General features: G+C 69.7%; 15 protein-coding genes. 8 read left to right on the forward strand and 7 right to left on the reverse strand.

The genetic code is table 11. The features are described 5' to 3' along the window. Window positions 1-1,092: 1,092 nt before the first annotated feature. A complete protein-coding gene (locus ABZ459_RS43655) occupies window positions 1,093-2,712 on the reverse strand; it encodes a peptidoglycan DD-metalloendopeptidase family protein (RefSeq protein WP_357984171.1) in 1,620 nt (539 codons plus the stop codon). Between the two features lie 23 nt (window positions 2,713-2,735). On the opposite strand from ABZ459_RS43655, the gene ABZ459_RS43660 reads away from it, so the two are divergent. Next, window positions 2,736-3,974, forward strand: coding sequence for a GNAT family N-acetyltransferase (locus ABZ459_RS43660; RefSeq protein ID WP_357984174.1), 1,239 nt, complete (start codon window positions 2,736-2,738; stop codon window positions 3,972-3,974). On the opposite strand, the gene ABZ459_RS43665 is transcribed toward ABZ459_RS43660, so the two are convergent. After that, window positions 3,971-4,111: a hypothetical protein gene (locus ABZ459_RS43665; RefSeq protein ID WP_357984177.1), complete on the reverse strand. Its 141-nt coding sequence runs from the start codon at window positions 4,109-4,111 to the stop codon at window positions 3,971-3,973. The two genes, ABZ459_RS43660 and ABZ459_RS43665, sit on opposite strands and share 4 nt — an antisense overlap. A 246-nt stretch (window positions 4,112-4,357) precedes the next feature. Further along, window positions 4,358-5,680, reverse strand: coding sequence for an MFS transporter (locus ABZ459_RS43670; RefSeq protein ID WP_357984180.1), 1,323 nt, complete (start codon window positions 5,678-5,680; stop codon window positions 4,358-4,360). Between the two features lie 171 nt (window positions 5,681-5,851). On the opposite strand from ABZ459_RS43670, the gene ABZ459_RS43675 reads away from it, so the two are divergent. The 6 genes from ABZ459_RS43675 (at window position 5,852) to ABZ459_RS43700 (ending at window position 11,897) form a co-directional block, all read left to right on the forward strand. Further along, the gene (locus ABZ459_RS43675; protein WP_357984183.1) at window positions 5,852-6,466 is read left to right on the forward strand and encodes a winged helix-turn-helix domain-containing protein; all 615 of its coding nucleotides are present in this window, start codon (window positions 5,852-5,854) and stop codon (window positions 6,464-6,466) included. Between the two features lie 242 nt (window positions 6,467-6,708). Next, window positions 6,709-7,647, forward strand: a complete 939-nt coding sequence (rpsB, locus tag ABZ459_RS43680; protein ID WP_357984186.1) for a 30S ribosomal protein S2 — start codon at window positions 6,709-6,711, stop codon at window positions 7,645-7,647. Between the two features lie 1,074 nt (window positions 7,648-8,721). After that, window positions 8,722-9,555: a translation elongation factor Ts gene (gene tsf / locus ABZ459_RS43685; RefSeq protein WP_357984188.1), complete on the forward strand. Its 834-nt coding sequence runs from the start codon at window positions 8,722-8,724 to the stop codon at window positions 9,553-9,555. 145 nt (window positions 9,556-9,700) lie between these two features. Continuing rightward, window positions 9,701-10,399: a UMP kinase gene (gene pyrH / locus ABZ459_RS43690; protein WP_221762026.1), complete on the forward strand. Its 699-nt coding sequence runs from the start codon at window positions 9,701-9,703 to the stop codon at window positions 10,397-10,399. Between the two features lie 43 nt (window positions 10,400-10,442). Further along, complete coding sequence (frr, locus tag ABZ459_RS43695; protein ID WP_352350337.1) at window positions 10,443-11,000, forward strand: ribosome recycling factor; 558 nt, start codon at window positions 10,443-10,445, stop codon at window positions 10,998-11,000. 57 nt (window positions 11,001-11,057) lie between these two features. Next, entirely contained in the window at window positions 11,058-11,897 is an 840-nt protein-coding gene (locus ABZ459_RS43700) for a phosphatidate cytidylyltransferase (RefSeq protein WP_357984190.1), read from the forward strand. On the opposite strand, the gene ABZ459_RS43705 is transcribed toward ABZ459_RS43700, so the two are convergent. Beyond that, window positions 11,877-12,899, reverse strand: a complete 1,023-nt coding sequence (locus ABZ459_RS43705) for a suppressor of fused domain protein (protein WP_357984194.1) — start codon at window positions 12,897-12,899, stop codon at window positions 11,877-11,879. The genes ABZ459_RS43700 and ABZ459_RS43705 overlap by 21 nt on opposite strands. A gap of 173 nt (window positions 12,900-13,072) precedes the next feature. Between ABZ459_RS43705 and rlmN the strand changes: the two genes are divergently transcribed. After that, window positions 13,073-14,173: a 23S rRNA (adenine(2503)-C(2))-methyltransferase RlmN gene (rlmN, locus tag ABZ459_RS43710; protein WP_357984197.1), complete on the forward strand. Its 1,101-nt coding sequence runs from the start codon at window positions 13,073-13,075 to the stop codon at window positions 14,171-14,173. A 60-nt stretch (window positions 14,174-14,233) separates the two neighbouring features. Here rlmN and ABZ459_RS43715 read toward each other — a convergent pair whose 3' ends face one another. From ABZ459_RS43715 to ABZ459_RS43725, 3 genes are read right to left on the reverse strand one after another with little or no spacing between them, the layout of a single operon-like run. Next, window positions 14,234-14,941, reverse strand: a complete 708-nt coding sequence (locus ABZ459_RS43715; RefSeq protein WP_357984200.1) for an SGNH/GDSL hydrolase family protein — start codon at window positions 14,939-14,941, stop codon at window positions 14,234-14,236. 31 nt (window positions 14,942-14,972) lie between these two features. Then, complete coding sequence (locus ABZ459_RS43720) at window positions 14,973-15,644, reverse strand: hypothetical protein (RefSeq protein ID WP_357984203.1); 672 nt, start codon at window positions 15,642-15,644, stop codon at window positions 14,973-14,975. 37 nt (window positions 15,645-15,681) lie between these two features. After that, window positions 15,682-16,440: an ATP-binding cassette domain-containing protein gene (locus ABZ459_RS43725; protein ID WP_357984206.1), complete on the reverse strand. Its 759-nt coding sequence runs from the start codon at window positions 16,438-16,440 to the stop codon at window positions 15,682-15,684. Window positions 16,441-16,528: the final 88 nt, after the last annotated feature.

Raw genomic sequence — 16,528 nt, forward strand, 5'->3', positions numbered from 1 at the left:
TCGCGGACGGTAGAGGAACGAAGCCACTCCGGCGTTGGAGGGCGTATTCGAGGGCATGGTCTCCCGCCAGGGCCAGCCCTCGCCTGGGTGAGTCCCCCGCCCCTCCAGCAGGCGTGGGCTCCGGCGCAGGTTCAGCCCTCCCGCCAGGGTCAGTCCCCGCAGGGGTGAGTCTCCCGCCTCGCCAGCGGGCGTGGGCTCCGGCGCGGGTCCAGTCCCGTCGGGGTGCGGCCCCCCTGCTGGACGAGCTTCCTCTTGCGGCGGAGAGAAGCGTTTCGCATACAGGGGAGCGGTGGTCATGCGGCGGCTGTGTTGACTTACGGTGGCCGAGAGATGCGTAGTCGCCATTCACATGGCGCAGTTTCAGTATGCCGCTACAGGCAACCACGACACTCATGGCGCTGGCGCCCTATGCGCTGTATGTAGGCCGCAACTTGGTGGAGCGGCCCTGGTGCAGCGTATTTCGGTTCCTGGCTCGGGGGTGAGGGGTGCAAAGGAGCAGAGGGCTCGAAGGCAAGGGGCGCGAAGGGCGGAGGGTTCAGAGACGGTTGGTCGGCGGGCGTGCGGGCGTGCGGGCGTGCGGGCGTGCGGGCGTGCGGGCGTGCGGGGTGTCGGCGGTGCGGCGGATGCCGGCGGTACGGGTGCCGGCGGTGCGGCGGGTGCCGGCGGTGCAGGCGGTGCAGGCGGTGTGGGCGTGCGGTGCGTCGGGCGTCGGCGATGGGCGTCGGGTCGTCGGGTCTCGGATCGTTGGATCGTCGGGCGTGGGCGATGGGCGATGGGTGACGGGTGACGGGTGACGGGTGACGGTAACGGGCGATCGGTGGTGGCCATGGGGGTGGAGGGGCTGCAGGACGAAACAAGGCGCCGGGGGTGGATCACGGCCTGGTCTGGTTCACAGGGGCACGCGTGTCTCGATGAGGCCTGCGGGTCGTGTTCATCCAGTCGCGGTGGATGGGCAGCTTGGTTGCTTAGAGGATCTTCTGGATGCGGGTGGATTGCCGTTGTGGGGCTTTTGTCGTGAGCTTGGAGGTCTTTGGTTGGGTGTCCGCGGTTGAAGGTTTGCAGAGGGGGTTTTTGAGGGTGGCTTCGGGGAGGTCAGGAGGAGCGTCGTGAGGGTGGGGTGGGGCGTCTGTGGACCCCTTCCGATCTTGGGGGTTTGCGGTGTTGGCCGCTTCTTGAGCCGTAGTGCTTCTTGTGGGGGCGTCGCCGGCGGCGTAGGGCCGTGATCAGGACGGCGGCGCCGAGGAGGGTGCCCAGTCCGATTGCTGGGGCTGCTGGCAGCGAAGCCCCACGTGTCAGGAGTCGGAGGACGGCTGGGAGGCGCCTGGCGGGGCCGCGAGTCGGGTCATGTCGCTGCTCGGGAGTTCTGGCTGATTCGTTGCGGAGGGGAAGGTCGCTGGAACGCATCTCCGGGCGCGAGGGGGTGACTTCAGGGGGGACGAACGGGGGCTCGGTGGGTGGCTCTGAAGTGAGGGCAAGTGCCTGCAGGACGGTGGAGTAGGGGGATGGGAGCGCGTTCCGAGGGGCCGAGGATGAGTCATGGTGCGCGAGAACTGTGAGCAGGGGCGGGGGTAGGGGGACGAGAAGCGGGGGCGGAGGAGGCACGGGGGCGCTGGAGAGCAGGTTCCGCGCCAGCGGAACAGCCCGGTCCGGAAGCGGAAGTAGGGATGGGTTCGGGCGGTAGAAGGCGGCGGACAGGCTGGTGAGCAGGGGAAGGGTGGGTGGGGTTGATGTGCTGCGTGCAAGGGCCTGCGTGGGGGCGAAGGAGACGTCAAGGGGTGCTTCGGAGGGGACGATGCGGACAGCGAGAGGCGCTGCGGAAGGCTCGAAGGGGTAGGCAAGGGGGGCTTCGGAGAGTGTGTTGGGGGCCGGAGGCAGCAGGGGTGGGGTGATCGGGGGCGTGGCGGATTTAGGCCAGATGGGGAGGAGGCGGATGGGGGCGTGGCCGAGGAGGAGGAGAGGGTCCAGGTAGCGGACGCTTTGGATCAGGCCCCAGTGCAGGCATGACTCCTGGCAGTGGCTCTGTGCGGCTTGTACGACACCCAGACGGCTGCCCATCGTGATCGGCTCACCCCGCTTCACTGATGCGCTGATCGGCAGGTACGTCGTTCGGAGGCCGCCTGGGTGGTCGATGGTGACGACTCCTCGTCCGCCTACTGGGCCTGCGTAGCGGACGGTGCCAGAGCCTGCGGCCAGGACAGGGGTGTCGGCCGGGGCGGCCAGGTCTACGCCTCGGTGTCCGGCCAGCCATGGAGCGGAGGGCGGGGTGAAGCGGCGCAGGATGCGGGGGCTGCCGTCGAGTGGCCATCGCCAGGCAGGTGGGGCGGCCTTCGCCGGCGGAGCCGGGGTGGCGATGGCCGTGAGCAGGATCGCCGTCGCGAGCACGACCAGGTAGATCACGGCACGGCAAGCCACGTTCCGCATGCGGGGTCTCGGCGGTGGTGGTGCTGAGCGAGGGGACATGGCGGGGAGGCGTGGACAAGGAGGCATGACCGGGAGGCGTGGGCGAGGAGGCATGACCGGGAGGCGTGGGCGAGGAGGCATGGCGGGGAGGCGTGGGCGAGGGGGCATGGCGGGGAGTCTTGCCGGGAGCGGCCTGCGGAGGCCGAGGTGAGCGGGATTCTGTGGACAGAGGAAGCGGCGGGGAGTCTCCTGTGGACAACCAGCCTTGTGCCGGGCTGCGCCGCCCGGTGGAAATCCGATGGACGAGGTCATCCGGGCGATGCAAGAGTCCCACCGTGAGCCCGACCGCAGCTTCCCTTGCACCCGTCCCGCTGGCCGACGGCCTCGTCCTGCGGCGGGCACGGCCTGCGGACCTCGATCAGATCAGCGAGCTTCTCACCGAACGTGGCGACTCGGCCGACGCCCTCGACCACCGGCTGGTCGTCTCAGACGCCGACGCCGGCTGGCCCGCCTGTGCCGTGGTCGTGGACGGAGACCGGGTCGTGTCCACCGCGACGCTCCTTGACGAGGAAGTGCGCATCGGCGGCATCCGCCTACCCGCCGGCCAGGTCGAACTGGTCGCCACCGACCGCGAATACGAAGGACGCGGACTCGTACGAGCGCTCATGCGATGGGCGCACGAGCGCTCCGCCGCCCGCGGTCACGTCGTTCAGGTGATGATCGGGATCCCGTACTTCTACCGGCTGTTCGGCTACGAGTACGCCATCGACATACCGTCGGCGCTGACCGTGCACACGCCACCGGCCGGTGAGGGCACACCCGCACTCCGCGCCGCCCGGCCCGCCGACATCCCCGCCATGGCAGCTCTGCAGGACATGGCTCAGGACAGGTTCGACGTGGCCATGCCGCACTCGGCCGCATGCTGGCGATGGCTGCTGGACCACCAGGCGAGCACCTCCTGGGTCCTGGAGCACGCCGGCACCGTCGTCGCCACCGGACGCACCACGCCCCCCGACGACGACGAAGTTCTGCTGGCCGAGGCCGCCGCCGCCAACGAGACCGCGGCCCGCGACCTGCTGCGTGCCGTCGTCGCTCAGTTCCCCGGGAGCGAGCTGAAGGTCGTCCATCGGGCCGGATCCGTGACTGCCACCGCCTGGCAGGAGTACCTCGAACACGAACCGCGGAAGCGGGCGGAGCAGTACTACGTGCGCATTCCGGACGTCGCGGTGCTGTTCGACCGCCTGCGGCCGCTGCTCTGGCAGCGCCTCACCGCAGAGGGGACGGACCACACCGGCGATGACATCGTCATCTCCACCTTCGGCGCCCATTACCGGATCCCCGTCGGCGCCGATGGCCTCGGCGAGGTCGTCACCGGCGGCCCGATGCAGAGACCCGGATCCGTGAAGGGCATCGGAGTGGCACCCGACCACCTGCCAGCCTTGTTGTTCGGCCCGCACGGGATAGAGGGGCTGACCCGGATCCGGCCCGACGTCTACACCGGGGAGGAAGAGCTGTTCCAGGCGCTCTTCCCGCCGCTCACCGCGGATCTGCTCAGCTACTACCTGCCGTATTAGGCCTGTTCCAGCTTCAGGTCACGGAGCTCGGCCGTCTGACCGTGCAGGCGGCTGAACGGCGTGATCTGGCGCGATATGGCCGAGTGCTGCGGCTCCTGGTCGACCGTCAACGGCCGCTTCCAGCGATGGGTGCTCACGGGTGGCTTCAGAACGTTGACGAAGCAGGGTAGGTCGATCTTTGTCTGGCCGGGGGACGGGCCGCCCCGGTGACGGTGACCCGCCGACGCCGAGGTGGAGGCGTCCACGAGAGGCCGGGGGAGTCGTAGGCCGTGAGGGGGTCTAGCTGCATGCCGTAGCCGGTGCAGACGCTGTGGGCGTACGTGCTGGTGGGCGGCGTGGGGGCGGCGGAAGCGGGACGTCTGTGGTCCGTATGGGGGAGGTGGCTAGATGACTGAGTGGCGCTTGGATTCGATCAGGTGGGTCAGTGCCTGGGGGAGGGGGTTCTGCGGGGGCGGAGGCGGGATGTGGGTGGCCTGAGGGCGGTTGGGGCGTAGGGGAGAGAGCCAGATCCAGAGGCTGCTCAGGGCGATGCCCGCCGCGCTGATGAGGATGACCGGGCGAAGGCCCATGAACTCGGCCAGTACGCCGCCGGTCAGGCCGCCGACGGCCAGGACGCCCTGTACGGCGAAGGTCATGGTGGCGTTCACGCGGCCGCGGAGGGCGGTGGGGGTGTCGCGGAGGGTGATCACGCCCATGCAGGTGGAGAAGGCGACCACGATGACGCCGGTCAGGACGCCCGTCAGGCCGAGGACCGTGAGCTTCACCCAGAGGGGGCCGGTCAGGAGGCCGACGGCGAGGATGTCCAGCGGGAAGAACAGGACCGCGACGAGCAGGATGCGGTTCTCGCCGTAGCGCTTGGACAGGCGGGAGGTGAGCCAGGCGCCCAGAAGGCCGCCCACGCCGCTCAGTGCCGTGAGGAAGCCGATCATTCCCTTGGGGATGTCGAGCGTGTTGACCATGTAGAGCATGTAGACGGCGATGTACGCCATGGCGAAGAAGTTGATCGTCACGCCGGCGCCCAGGACGGCTCTGAGTGTGGGGTGGGTGAGGCTGGTTCGCAGGCCCTCGACGATGTCGCGCCACATGCTGGACGAGCGGGTGGGCTCGTTGTTCTCCGGGGTGCGGATCGAGCGGAGCAGGAGGGCGGAGGCGAGGAAGGACAGCGCCTCAGCCAGTACGGCGAACGGCGCGGTGAGCGTCTGGACCAGGATGCCGGCCAGGCCGGGGCCGCTCACGGAGGCCACCGAGTACGAGGCCTGGAAGCCGGCCATGGCCTCGGTGCGCTGCGACGGGTCCACGACCGCGGCTATGTAGGGGAAGTTGGCGGATTTGAAGATGACGCCGGCCGTACCGATGACCAGGGCCACGATGACCAGCCAGGGCACGGTGAGGACACCGAGCAGCCAGGCCAGCGGGACGGTCGCGGCGGCGGCGCAGGAGACGAGTTCGCAGGCGATCATCAGCGGGCGGTGCCGGGCGAGGCGGTCGGCGATGGCGCCCGACTGGAGGCCGAACAGCAGGGCGGGCAGCGGGGCGGCGGCGGTCAGCAGCCCCATCTCGGTGGGTGAGGCGGTCAGCAGTGTGATGGCGGTCAGGGGGACGGCCAGCTTGGAGACCTCCGAGCCGGTGATCGAGATCGTGCGGGCGCTCCACAACAGGCGGTAGTCGCGCTGTTTGCGAAGGGGGAGTGGGGGCGTCGTGTCCATGCTGGGGGTCTCCGGTGGCGAGTTCGGGCCGGGTGGGGCTTGAAGAGGTGCCGGTTGCGAGGAGCGTGGGTGAAGGCGGGAGATGTGAAAGGAAGACTTCATAAGTATGAAGGGATCCCTTCAGAGTTGTAAAGGGAATGCTTCATATCTCCCGCCGGGTACCTTTGGCACATGACGCAGGACATGGAGGGGCTCAGCGATCCCAAGATGATGCGGGCGCTGGCTCACCCGGCGAGGCTGTTGATCCTCAACCGGCTCGGCGTGGAGGACAGTGCGACCGCGACCGAGGTGGCGGAGATCGCGGGGATCACGCCCAGCGCAGCCAGCTATCACCTGCGCATGCTGGCCAAGTACGGGTTCGTCGAGGACGCCCCGCCCAGAGGGGACGGACGCGAACGGCTGTGGAGATCGACGCACAAGCCGTTCAGCGTGGGAGTGCTTCCGGACGACCAGCCGGAGGTCCGTGACGCCAAGACCCTGTTGATCAAGGCGTTCCGCAAGGAGGCCGGCGACGAGGCCGACCGGGCCCTGGCCGGGATCGAGCACGACACGGACGAATGGCGCGACGCGACGCGCTTCAGCCGTACCCGGATCAGGGTCGACGCGAGCGAACTGGGACGGCTGAGCGCGGAGATCGAGAAGCTGCTGGAGCCGTACATCGCTCACCAGCGCAGCCAGGAGGACGCGCCGAGCGGGGCCAGGATCGCGGAGGCGCAGATCAACCTCTTCCCGATCGCACCCAGGACGTCGCCCGGGTTGCCCACGGAGGACCACGATGTGGGGTGAGCCGTACCCGGTATGTCGGTTTGACCTCCGACGGTCAGCCTGGGGCGGTGTGGGAGGTAGACTTTTCGATGGCCTGTGGCAACAGGCCGACTTCGCATGCCCCGTTGCGGACCGCACCCTCGGTCCGGGCTTCGGCCCGGCTGGAGCGGTTTTGGGGCATCAGGGCGGTAGACAACGCGCTGCCGCGGCACAACCGAGAACTGCGCCCATCCGCAGGGCGCCCAGACCTGGAGGACCATCACATGGCCCCCGTCGTCACCATGCGACAGCTGCTCGAGAGCGGCGTTCACTTCGGCCACCAGACCCGTCGGTGGAACCCGAAGATGAAGCGCTTCATCTTCACCGAGCGCAACGGCATCTACATCATCGACCTGCAGAAGTCGCTGTCGTACATCGACCGTGCCTACGACTTCGTCAAGGAGACCGTCGCCCACGGCGGCACGATCCTGTTCATCGGCACCAAGAAGCAGGCTCAGGAGGCCATCTCCGAGCAGGCCGCGCGGGTCGGCATGCCGTACGTGAACCAGCGCTGGCTGGGCGGCATGCTCACCAACTTCTCCACCGTGCACAAGAGGCTTCAGCGTCTGAAGGAGCTCGAGGAGCTCGACTTCGACAACGTCGCCGGCTCGGGGCTCACCAAGAAGGAGCTCCTCATGCGCCGTCGCGAGAAGGACAAGCTCGAGCGCACGCTCGGCGGCATCCGTGACATGGGCCGCGTGCCCAGCGCGGTGTGGGTCGTGGACACGAAGAAGGAGCACATCGCGATCAGCGAGGCCAAGAAGCTTGGCATCCCGGTCGTCGCGATCCTCGACACCAACTGCGACCCCGACGAGGTCGACTACCCGATCCCGGGCAACGACGACGCCATCCGCGCCGTCGGCCTGCTCACCAGGGTCGTCGCCGACGGTGTCGCCGCCGGTCTGATGGCTCGCTCCGGCGCCGCCCGCGGTGACGAGAAGCCGGCCGCCGCCGAGCCGCTGGCCGAGTGGGAGCGCGAGCTCATCGAGCAGGGCCAGGGCCAGGCCGCCGAGGCCGCTCCCGAGGCCGCCGCCGAGGAGGCCCCCGCTGCCGAGGCTCCGGCTGAGGAGGCCCCCGCTGCCGAGGCTCCGGCCGAGGAGGCGCCCGCCGCCGAGGCCGCTCCGGCTGCCGACGCGACCCCCGAGTCCGAGCCGCAGGCCTGAGACACGGCCGCCGGGCCCGGGCGTGAGGCCGGGCACGGTGCAGGCGCCGGCTCCGCGCCGCAGGTCGTCATCGACCGCGGTGCGGGGCGGGCATCTGGCCGATCGAGGGTGAGCGGAAACCAGGTCCTGCGCGGGCCGAGGTTGTGAAAGGCCGAGGTCCTGCGCGGGCTGAGGCTTGATAGGGCAAGGTACGCGTCTCGACTGGGCAAACGGCCGAGCCGGGACGGCAAGCCGGGCAGGACGGCACCCCGCGGAGGCGATAAGCCAAGGCAGGGTGACCATCGGGCCAAGGTGGTAAGCCAAGGCAGGTCGGCAGTCGGGCCAAGGCGGTAAGCCGAGGCCGGGGCATCGGAAACCGAGGCGGTGAGCCGAGGTGGATGACCATCGGGCCGGAGCGATAAGCCGAGCCTGGCTGGGCAGTATGCCGAGCGAGGAGGAGCGGAGCTCCACCGGCGGAGCCCGTCCTGCTGAGCGGAGACCTGGGCGCAAGCTCGGGCCCGAGCGGAGTCCGCGCCCAGGCCGGACGAAGCCCGAGCCCAGACCAAGCCCAGGTACGAGCGAAGGTCACGGTGGAAGCCGGACGGGCCAGGTGAAAGCCGGGCCAGTCAGGCGAAAGCCAAGGGCCGGGCAGAAGCCCAGCCGGTCGGACGGGAGTTCGACGGGTCGGATGGAAGTCTGGCGGGTGGGACGGAAGTTCAACCCGGTCGGATGGAAGTCCGGGCCGGTCGGGCGGAGGTTCGGCGGGTCGGAGTTCAGTCGGTTGGGTGAGGGCCGGGTCGGTCGGACGGGAGTCCGGCTGGTCGGGAGGGAGCCCGGCGCAAGGGCGTCCTTCGAACCGGTCCCGGGCACGACTGTCCGAGCACGACCTGGCACCACCGTCCGAGCACAGCCCGACACGACCCGGCACCACCGCTTGAGACCGCGCAAGACCGAGGCAGAACGCACGACCCGCGCACGACCCGCGCACGACAAGGCCCCGGTACGGCACGCGCTTGCCGTACCGACCAGGGGCGGGCGCCCAGGGCGTCCTCTCCGATCCACGACGACGACGAAATCCCACAAGGAATAAGAGCAATGGCTTCCGTGAACATGGCCGACGTCAAGCGGCTTCGCGAGATCACCGCTGCCGGCATGATGGACTGCAAGAAGGCGCTCGAGGAGTCCGACGGCGACTTCGACCGCGCCATCGAGCTCCTGCGCCTCAAGGGCGCCAAGGACGTGGGCAAGCGCGAGGCTCGTACGGCCTCCAACGGCCTCGTCGCGCTCCAGCAGGACAGCGACTCCTCCGCCGCTCTTCTCGAGCTCAACTGCGAGACCGACTTCGTGGCCAAGGGCGAGCGCTTCCAGGAGCTGGCCGCCGGTGTGGTCGCGCACATCCTGGCGAGCAAGCCCGCCGACGTGGCGACGCTGCTCGACTCCTCCTTCGGCGGCAAGACCGTCAAGGAGCACCTGGACGAGGCCAACGCCGCGCTCGGTGAGAAGATCGAGATCCGCCGCTTCGCCGTGCTCGAGGGCGGCTACATCGGTGCGTACATGCACAAGACGGACCCGGCGCTGCCGCCGGCGGTCGGTGTGCTCGTGCAGCTCGACAAGCCGAACGCCGAGGTCGCCAAGGACATCGCCCAGCACGCCGCGGCGATGGCCCCGCAGTACCTCAAGGCCGAGTCCGTCCCCGCCGAGGTCGTCGAGAAGGAGCGCAAGCTCTTCGAGGAGATGACCCGCGAGGAGGGTAAGCCCGAGGCCGCCATCGGCAAGATCGTCGAGGGTCGCGTCAACGGCTGGTACAAGGACTTCACCCTGGTCCAGCAGGCCTTCGTGAAGGACAACAAGAAGAGCGTGGGCAAGTACGCCGAGGAGAACGGCGTCGAGGTGCTCGCCTTCGTCCGATTCAAGGTCGGCCAGGCTTAGGCTTGAGCGAACTGCCTGCCCAGAGTTCCACCCAATGAAGGAGGCCGCCGCCGTGCAGGACCACCGGGAGTCAGCCCACGAATCCACACGGACGGCGGCTTCCTCATCACCCAGCCCGCAGGGTCCACTGAGGTGGAAGCGGGTGATGTTGAAGCTGTCAGGCGAGGCGTTCGCCGGAGACGACCCACTGGGCATCGACCCGGGCGTCGTCGACCACCTGGCCGACTCGATCACCGAGGCCGTGCGCGAGGGCGTGCAGGTCGCGGTCGTGGTCGGCGGGGGGAACATGTTCCGCGGCGCCACTCTGTCCCAGGGCGGCATCGACCGTGCCAGGGCCGACTACATGGGCATGCTCGGCACGGTGATCAACTGTCTGGCGCTCCAGGACTTCCTGGAGAGGCGGGGCGTCGAGACCCGCGTCCAGACCGCCATCACCATGCAGCAGGTCGCCGAGCCCTTCCTGCCGCGCCGCGCGATCAGGCACCTGGAGAAGGGCCGCGTGGTCATCTTCGGGGCGGGTCTCGGCTCGCCGTACTTCTCCACCGACACCGCGGCGTCGCAGCGGGCCCTGGAGATCGGCGCCGAGGCGCTGCTCAAGGGCACGCAGGTCGACGGGATCTACGACTCCGACCCGCGCAAGAACCCCGACGCGGTCCGGTTCGACCATCTTGACTACGGCGAGGTGCTGCTGCGCGACCTCGCGGTCATGGACGCGACCGCGATCAGCCTGTGCAAGGACAACGATCTGCCGATCGTGGTCTTCGACCTGATGGGCGAGGGCAACATCCTGCGAGCGGTACGCGGTGAGAAAATCGGCACGCTGGTGAGTCCCGCAGGCAAATGAGGGAGCTAGCCCGACACCGCCAGCTAGTAGACAGGGAGCCGCTGTGATCGACGAAACCCTCCTCGAAGCCGAGGAAAAGATGGACAAGGCCGTCTCGGTCGCGAAGGAAGACTTCGCGACCATCCGGACCGGCCGGGTCACCCCCGCGATGTTCAACAAGATCAATGCGGAGTACTACGGCACTCCGACACCGGTGCAGCAGTTGGCCTCGTTCCACCTGCCCGAGGCGCGCATGGTCATCATCCAGCCCTTCGACAAGAGCGCGATGGGCGCGATCGAGAAGGCCATCCGCGACTCCGACCTCGGCGTCAACCCGACCAACACCGGCGACGTGATCCGCGTGACGTTCCCGGAGCTGTCCGAGGAGCGCCGCAAGGAGTACATCAAGGTCGCCAAGAACAAGGGCGAGCACGCCAAGGTGTCGATCCGGAACATCCGTCGTACGGCCAAGGAGGCCCTCGACAAGATGATCAAGGACGGCGAGGCGGGCGAGGACGAGGTCCGTCGCGCGGAGAAGGAACTCGACGACCTCACCCAGAAGCACGTCGCCAAGATCGACGAGCTGCTCAAGCACAAGGAAGCCGAGCTGCTCGAAGTCTGAGCGGCACGCCTCGCGGCCCTCGCCGGAAGGCGGGGGCCGTGGCTATGGAGAGTGTCTGTGGAAGAACGTACGGCCGGCACCGGCCCGGACGGCGGCAGCCGTACCGGAAGGAACCTGCCGGCCGCGATCGCGGTGGGTGTGGGGCTGGGTGCGCTGGTCCTCGGTACCCTCTACACGATCAAGGAGCTCTTCCTCCTGGTGATCGTGGTGTGCGTCGGCGTGGGCGTGCTGGAGCTGACCAAGGCGTTCGCCACGCGCGGGATCAAGGTGCCGGCCGTCCCCGTGCTCGCGGGGCTGGTGGCGATGCAGGCCGGGGCGTACTGGGGCGGGCCGTTCTGGCTGCTTGGGGCGTTCGCGGTGTTCGCGTTCGTGCTGCTGGTCTGGCGGATGTTCAGCGACGGCACCGACGGCTACGTGCGCGACGGCACGGCGTCGGTGTTCACGTTGTTCTACCCGGCGATGCTGGCGGCGTTCGCGGCGTTGCTGCTGGCGCCGCCCGACGGCCGCGACCGGGTGCTGATCTTCATCGCGGTGACCGTGGCCAGCGACATCGGCGGATACGTCGCGGGTGTGCTGTTCGGCAGGCACAAGATGACGGTCATCAGCCCGAAGAAGACCTGGGAGGGTTTCGCCGGGTCGGTGATCGCCTGCACGCTGGTCGGCGGCTGGCTGGTGACCTGGCTGCTGGACGGCCCGCTCTGGCTGGGCGCGCTGATCGGGGCGCTGGCGGCGCTGCTGGCGACCGTGGGCGACCTCATCGAGTCGATGATCAAGCGGGACCTCGGCATCAAGGACCTCGGCACGATCCTGCCGGGGCACGGCGGCCTGATGGACCGCCTCGACTCGCTGGTGACCACGCTGGTGCCGGTCTGGCTGCTACTGACGCTGTTCCTCTAACGCCTCCGTCGTGACGGGCGTGAGCCACAACCATCGAACGGCCTCCCCGCCGAACGCGAACCCCGACATGTCCGGCATGTCGGGCGGGTCGGCCCGCATGAGGACCCCCGAGTACTGCGACCCCAGCGGGAACGTCGAGGGCTCGTGGTACCACTTGGCCGTGTGCCCGTGGCCGAGCCAGGTCACCGAGTGCCACGGATACTGGGCCAGCCACACCAGCAGCAGCGCCGCGTCCCGGGGGTCGTCGTGGGTGGCCACGGCCAGCTCGATCCGGGCGTAGGCGTCGGGGCGGTCGATCCACTGCTCGACGGTCGGCATGCGCTGGCAGCTCATCCCCACCGTGGACAGCACGGTCGGCTCGCGGCCCTCGTACGGGGGGCGTTCGGTGATGCCGACGGTCGGCAGGCGCTCGCCGCTGGCGTCCCAGTAGCGGCCGGCCGGGCCGAGCACCCGGTCGAGATGGCCCATGACGAACTGCTGGAACGACGGCCACGACCCCTCGCCGTGCCGCCAGCGCCAGTAGGACGTGGCGTTGGAGATGCGCGGCCGCAGCCCCTCCAGCGCCTCTGACAGCGCCCACGCGAACGGCGACTCGCCCACGGCGTCACGGGCGTAGCCGGGCATGCCCCTGCTCATGTCGGCCCAGCCGGGGATGACCGCGAGCAGGTCGTCGTCCTCGTAGAGCGCGACGCCGTCGCCCTCCTCGAACCACAGGGCGGACAGCTGGCCGAGCGGCCTGCGCCCCTCGGGGTGCGTTGTGTTGCCCCTGGGCATCAGCGGGGGCAGACCGGAGTTGATCCGGGCCAGGTCGACCACGGACGGGGCCGGCCGGTGGTTGGCCAGCCAGACCGCTCCGTGGACGGCGCCCTCGGGCGAGCACAGGTAAGCTACCGAGGAGTCCTCGTCCCGCTCGACCACGAGCGTGCGGCTGCCGTAGGGGTTACCGGCGGCGAGGACGACCTCGGTCCCACCCTCGCCAGATGCCGACCGGAAAATCGCCATACGAGATGACTGTAGATCGGGCGGTGACCCTGACGCGAGCCGTACCGTGATCAGGAATGCCTCCTCCGCGGCCGGCGTTCACTAACCTGGCCGGTGAGAAATCCCGGACGCCCGACCAGAATCCCGAAAGCCCAAGCAGAATCCCGGAAGTCCCCCCAAGCAAAGGCAGGAACGTGTCCCAGCAGCCAGGCCAGCTCACCTTCGTCGCACCGCGACGGGCCAAGCCCGCGCGGCACCTGGCGGACCTGTCCATGGCCGAGCGCCGGGCCGCGGTCACCGAGCTGGGGGAGAAGGCGTTCCGCGCCGACCAGCTCTCGCGCCACTACTTCGAGCGCCACACCGCCGACGTGGCCGAGATGACCGATCTGTCCGCTGCGGCCCGCGACAAGCTGTCGGCGCTGCTGCCGACGCTGCTCACGCCGGTCAAGGAGCTGACCACCGACGGCGGCACGACCCGCAAGACCCTGTGGCGGCTGTTCGACGGCGCGCTGGTCGAGTCGGTGCTCATGCGCTATCCCGAGCGGGTCACGATGTGCGTGTCGTCGCAGGCCGGTTGTGGCATGAACTGCCCGTTCTGCGCCACCGGCCAGGCGGGCCTGACCCGGAACATGTCCACCGCCGAGATCGTCGAGCAGGTGGTCTCCGGCGCCCGCGCGCTGGCGGCGGGCGAGGTGCCGGGCGGTCCGGGCCGGGTGAGCAACATCGTCTTCATGGGCATGGGCGAGCCGCTGGCCAACTACAAGCAGGTGATCGGCGCCGTGCGCCGCATCGTCGACCCCGCGCCGCACGGTCTCGGCATCTCCGCGCGCGGGGTCACGGTCTCGACCGTGGGGCTGGTGCCCGCCATCGGCAAGCTCGCCGAGGAGGGGCTGCCGGTCACGCTCGCGCTGTCCCTGCACGCGCCCGACGACGAGCTGCGCGACACGCTCGTCCCGATCAACACGCGCTGGAAGGTGGCCGAGGTCCTCGACGCGGCCTGGTCGTACGCGGCGAAGACCAAGCGCCGCATCTCCATCGAGTACGCCCTGATCAAGGACGTCAACGACCAGGAGTGGCGGGCCGACCTGCTCGGCAAGCTGGTCAGGAACAAGCTCGTGCACGTCAACCTGATCCCGCTCAACCCCACGCCCGGCTCCAAGTGGACGGCCTCCCGGCCGGAGGACGAGCGGGCGTTCGTGCGCCGGCTGGAGTTCCACGGGGTGCCGGTGACCGTGCGCGACACCCGGGGCCGCGAGATCGACGGCGCCTGCGGCCAGCTCGCCGCGGCCGAGTAACCGGCGACCGCCCCTAGCAAGGCGGCGATCGCCCCTAGCAAGGCGGCGGTCGCCGCTCGCCTACCTCGTGGCGGTCGAGCGGGCGGCGAAGGTCTCGACCAGGTCGGCGATCATGGCGGCGCCCCGGCTGTTGAGGTGCACCGTGTCGGTGGTGAGCCGCAGGCCGCGGCTGCTGGAGATGGCGTCCAGGCTGCGGCCGAGCAGGAAGTGCTGCATGGCGGCGGTCTGCGCCTGGTTGCTCTCGGGACGGTAGTGGGTGCGGGGCGAGGTGCCTTCCAGGTCGGCGGTCATGCGCTCGTTGAGCGGCAGATAGGTCACGCCCTGCTCGGCGGCGACCGTCCTGACGATCTCGGCGAACTCCTGGGTGCGGCGCACCGGGACCGAGTCCAGGTCCTCGCCGATGACCGGCGGGGACAGCAGCGCCACGCGGGCCATGGTCTCGTTCTGCAGGCGGGCGGCGATGGCCGTCAGGTTGGCGGCGTACGCGGCGGCTGTGGGGGTCTGCGTGAGCTTCCAGCGCTTGCGCAGGGCTCTGGCCCGCTTCTCGCTCAAAGTGGCGTTGGCGTCATTGGTGCCGATGAGCACGGTGACCACGTCCGGATCCTGCCGCGCGACGTCGTCGAGACGCTTGAGCAGCTCGGACGACGGCTCGTAGTTGACACCCGCGTTGATCACAGTCTCGCCGGGCAGCCGGTCGCGCAGCATGGCCACATAGTCGACGCTCACTTGTCCGCGGGTGATGCTGTCACCCAGGCAGATCACCTTCACCGTTGCCTCCTCAGGGGTGAGTGAACGCTTACTAACCTACCCTACGGCGCCTCCAGGCATACAGGGCGAGTCCCGCCAGGCACCACGCCAGGGAGATCGCGGACAGTTGGGGCAGCTGGTCCAGCAGCTCGCCGGCGCCCGCCGTACGCATCCAGACCACCAGCGGAACCGTCAGCCAGTACGCGGGGGACGCGCTGAGCAGCAGCATCACCAGGTAGCCGAGCACCAGCGACATGATCGAGACCGCGGGGGAGCGCAGCACGGCCCGGCTGGTGAGCGCGCCGAGCGCCGTCCCGGCGAGCACCGCCAGGGCGTGCAGGACGAGGGCCGCGCCGAGCACGTCCCGGCCGGGGCGCTCGCTCAGGCCGAGCAGGACGGCCCACGCGAGGCCGACGCCGGCCAGCACGGCGCCGGCGACCAGGCTCGCCACCAGCCCCGCGGCCACCTCCTTGCCGCGCCCGCCCGCGGTGACCGCCGACAGCTCGCGTTGCCGGTCGGGCTCGGTGTCCAGCAGGCTCCGCGTGGCCCAGGCCAGGATGGGGATGATCAGCACGGCGCCGTCGGCCAGCACGGCGGCCTCCGTGCCCCTGGGCGCGCGGCTGCCGTAGACGATCGCGAGCATGGCGAGGGTGAGCAGGAGCGCCTGATGGACGCGGTGCGATCGCACGTAGGCGGCCAGCCGGAAGACGGCCAGAGCGATCACCGGCACTCCTCGGTCGGGCGGACGACGGCCAGGGTGATCAACCGGACTCCTCGGGCGGGTCGGGATGGGTGTGGTCGAGGTCGGAGATCCGGTAGCCCTGGTCGCGCATCCTGGCCAGGAAGAGCGGGAGCTCGTCGGCGGGCAGGGTGACCGACACGGTGGTCAGCGGGCGTTGCGGAGCAGGGGGCACAGGGGCCGCGGGGGCGGCCTCCTTGAGGCGGCCGTCCACGATCGACCACGAGCGCAGCCCGGGAAGGCCGCGCAGGCCGCCCTGGTGGTCGCTGGCGACGACGATGCCCCCGCGCCCGGTGACCTCGGTGACGATGGCGGGCAGCGTCTCGCGGGCGTCGGCGTCCAGGCCGGCGAAGGGCTCGTCCAGGATCAGCAGGCCGGGGTCGGCCATCAGGGCCTGGACCAGGCCGACCTTGTGCGCGCTGCCCTTGGACAGCTCGCCGAGCGGCAGGCCGAGGAGGTGGCCCATGTTCAGGCGTTCGGCCCAGGGCCGCCACCGGGCGCCGCCGCGTACGGACGCCATGTGCGTCAGGTAGGAGGTCACCGTGAACGGCTGGGCCGTCGGGAAGCGGTCGGGGGCGAAGCCCACGACGCCGGGACGGTCGGTGACGTGGCCCCGCGTCGGCCGCGCGAGCCCCGCGAGGAGCCGCAGCAGCGTGGACTTCCCCGCCCCGTTGACCCCGGTCAGCTCGATCGCGTCGCCCGGCGCGAGCTGCGCGTCGGCCTCTTCGAGGATGAAGGGCTGACGTCTTCGGTAGCGAAAAGAGACCTGTAACAGTCGCATGGTGCTGTAACGGTATATGTCAGGGCGCAGGGCCGTGATAAAGGGCCTCACAATGGAGAAACCCCCGGCACATCTCAGGAGGAGTGGG

The organism is Nonomuraea sp. NPDC005692, from assembly GCF_040631115.1.
Taxonomy (GTDB): Bacteria; Actinomycetota; Actinomycetes; order Streptosporangiales; family Streptosporangiaceae; genus Nonomuraea.

Coding starts and splice junctions, on each gene's coding strand:
- ABZ459_RS43725 (WP_357984206.1), bottom strand. CDS start 16,440: ATGCGACTGTTACAGGTCTCTTTTCGCTACCGAAGACGTCAGCCCTTC.
- pyrH (WP_221762026.1), top strand. CDS start 9,701: ATGTTGAAGCTGTCAGGCGAGGCGTTCGCCGGAGACGACCCACTGGGC.
- ABZ459_RS43705 (WP_357984194.1), bottom strand. CDS start 12,899: ATGGCGATTTTCCGGTCGGCATCTGGCGAGGGTGGGACCGAGGTCGTC.
- ABZ459_RS43670 (WP_357984180.1), bottom strand. CDS start 5,680: ATGGACACGACGCCCCCACTCCCCCTTCGCAAACAGCGCGACTACCGC.
- ABZ459_RS43675 (WP_357984183.1), top strand. CDS start 5,852: ATGACGCAGGACATGGAGGGGCTCAGCGATCCCAAGATGATGCGGGCG.
- tsf (WP_357984188.1), top strand. CDS start 8,722: ATGGCTTCCGTGAACATGGCCGACGTCAAGCGGCTTCGCGAGATCACC.
- rpsB (WP_357984186.1), top strand. CDS start 6,709: ATGGCCCCCGTCGTCACCATGCGACAGCTGCTCGAGAGCGGCGTTCAC.
- ABZ459_RS43655 (WP_357984171.1), bottom strand. CDS start 2,712: ATGACCTCGTCCATCGGATTTCCACCGGGCGGCGCAGCCCGGCACAAG.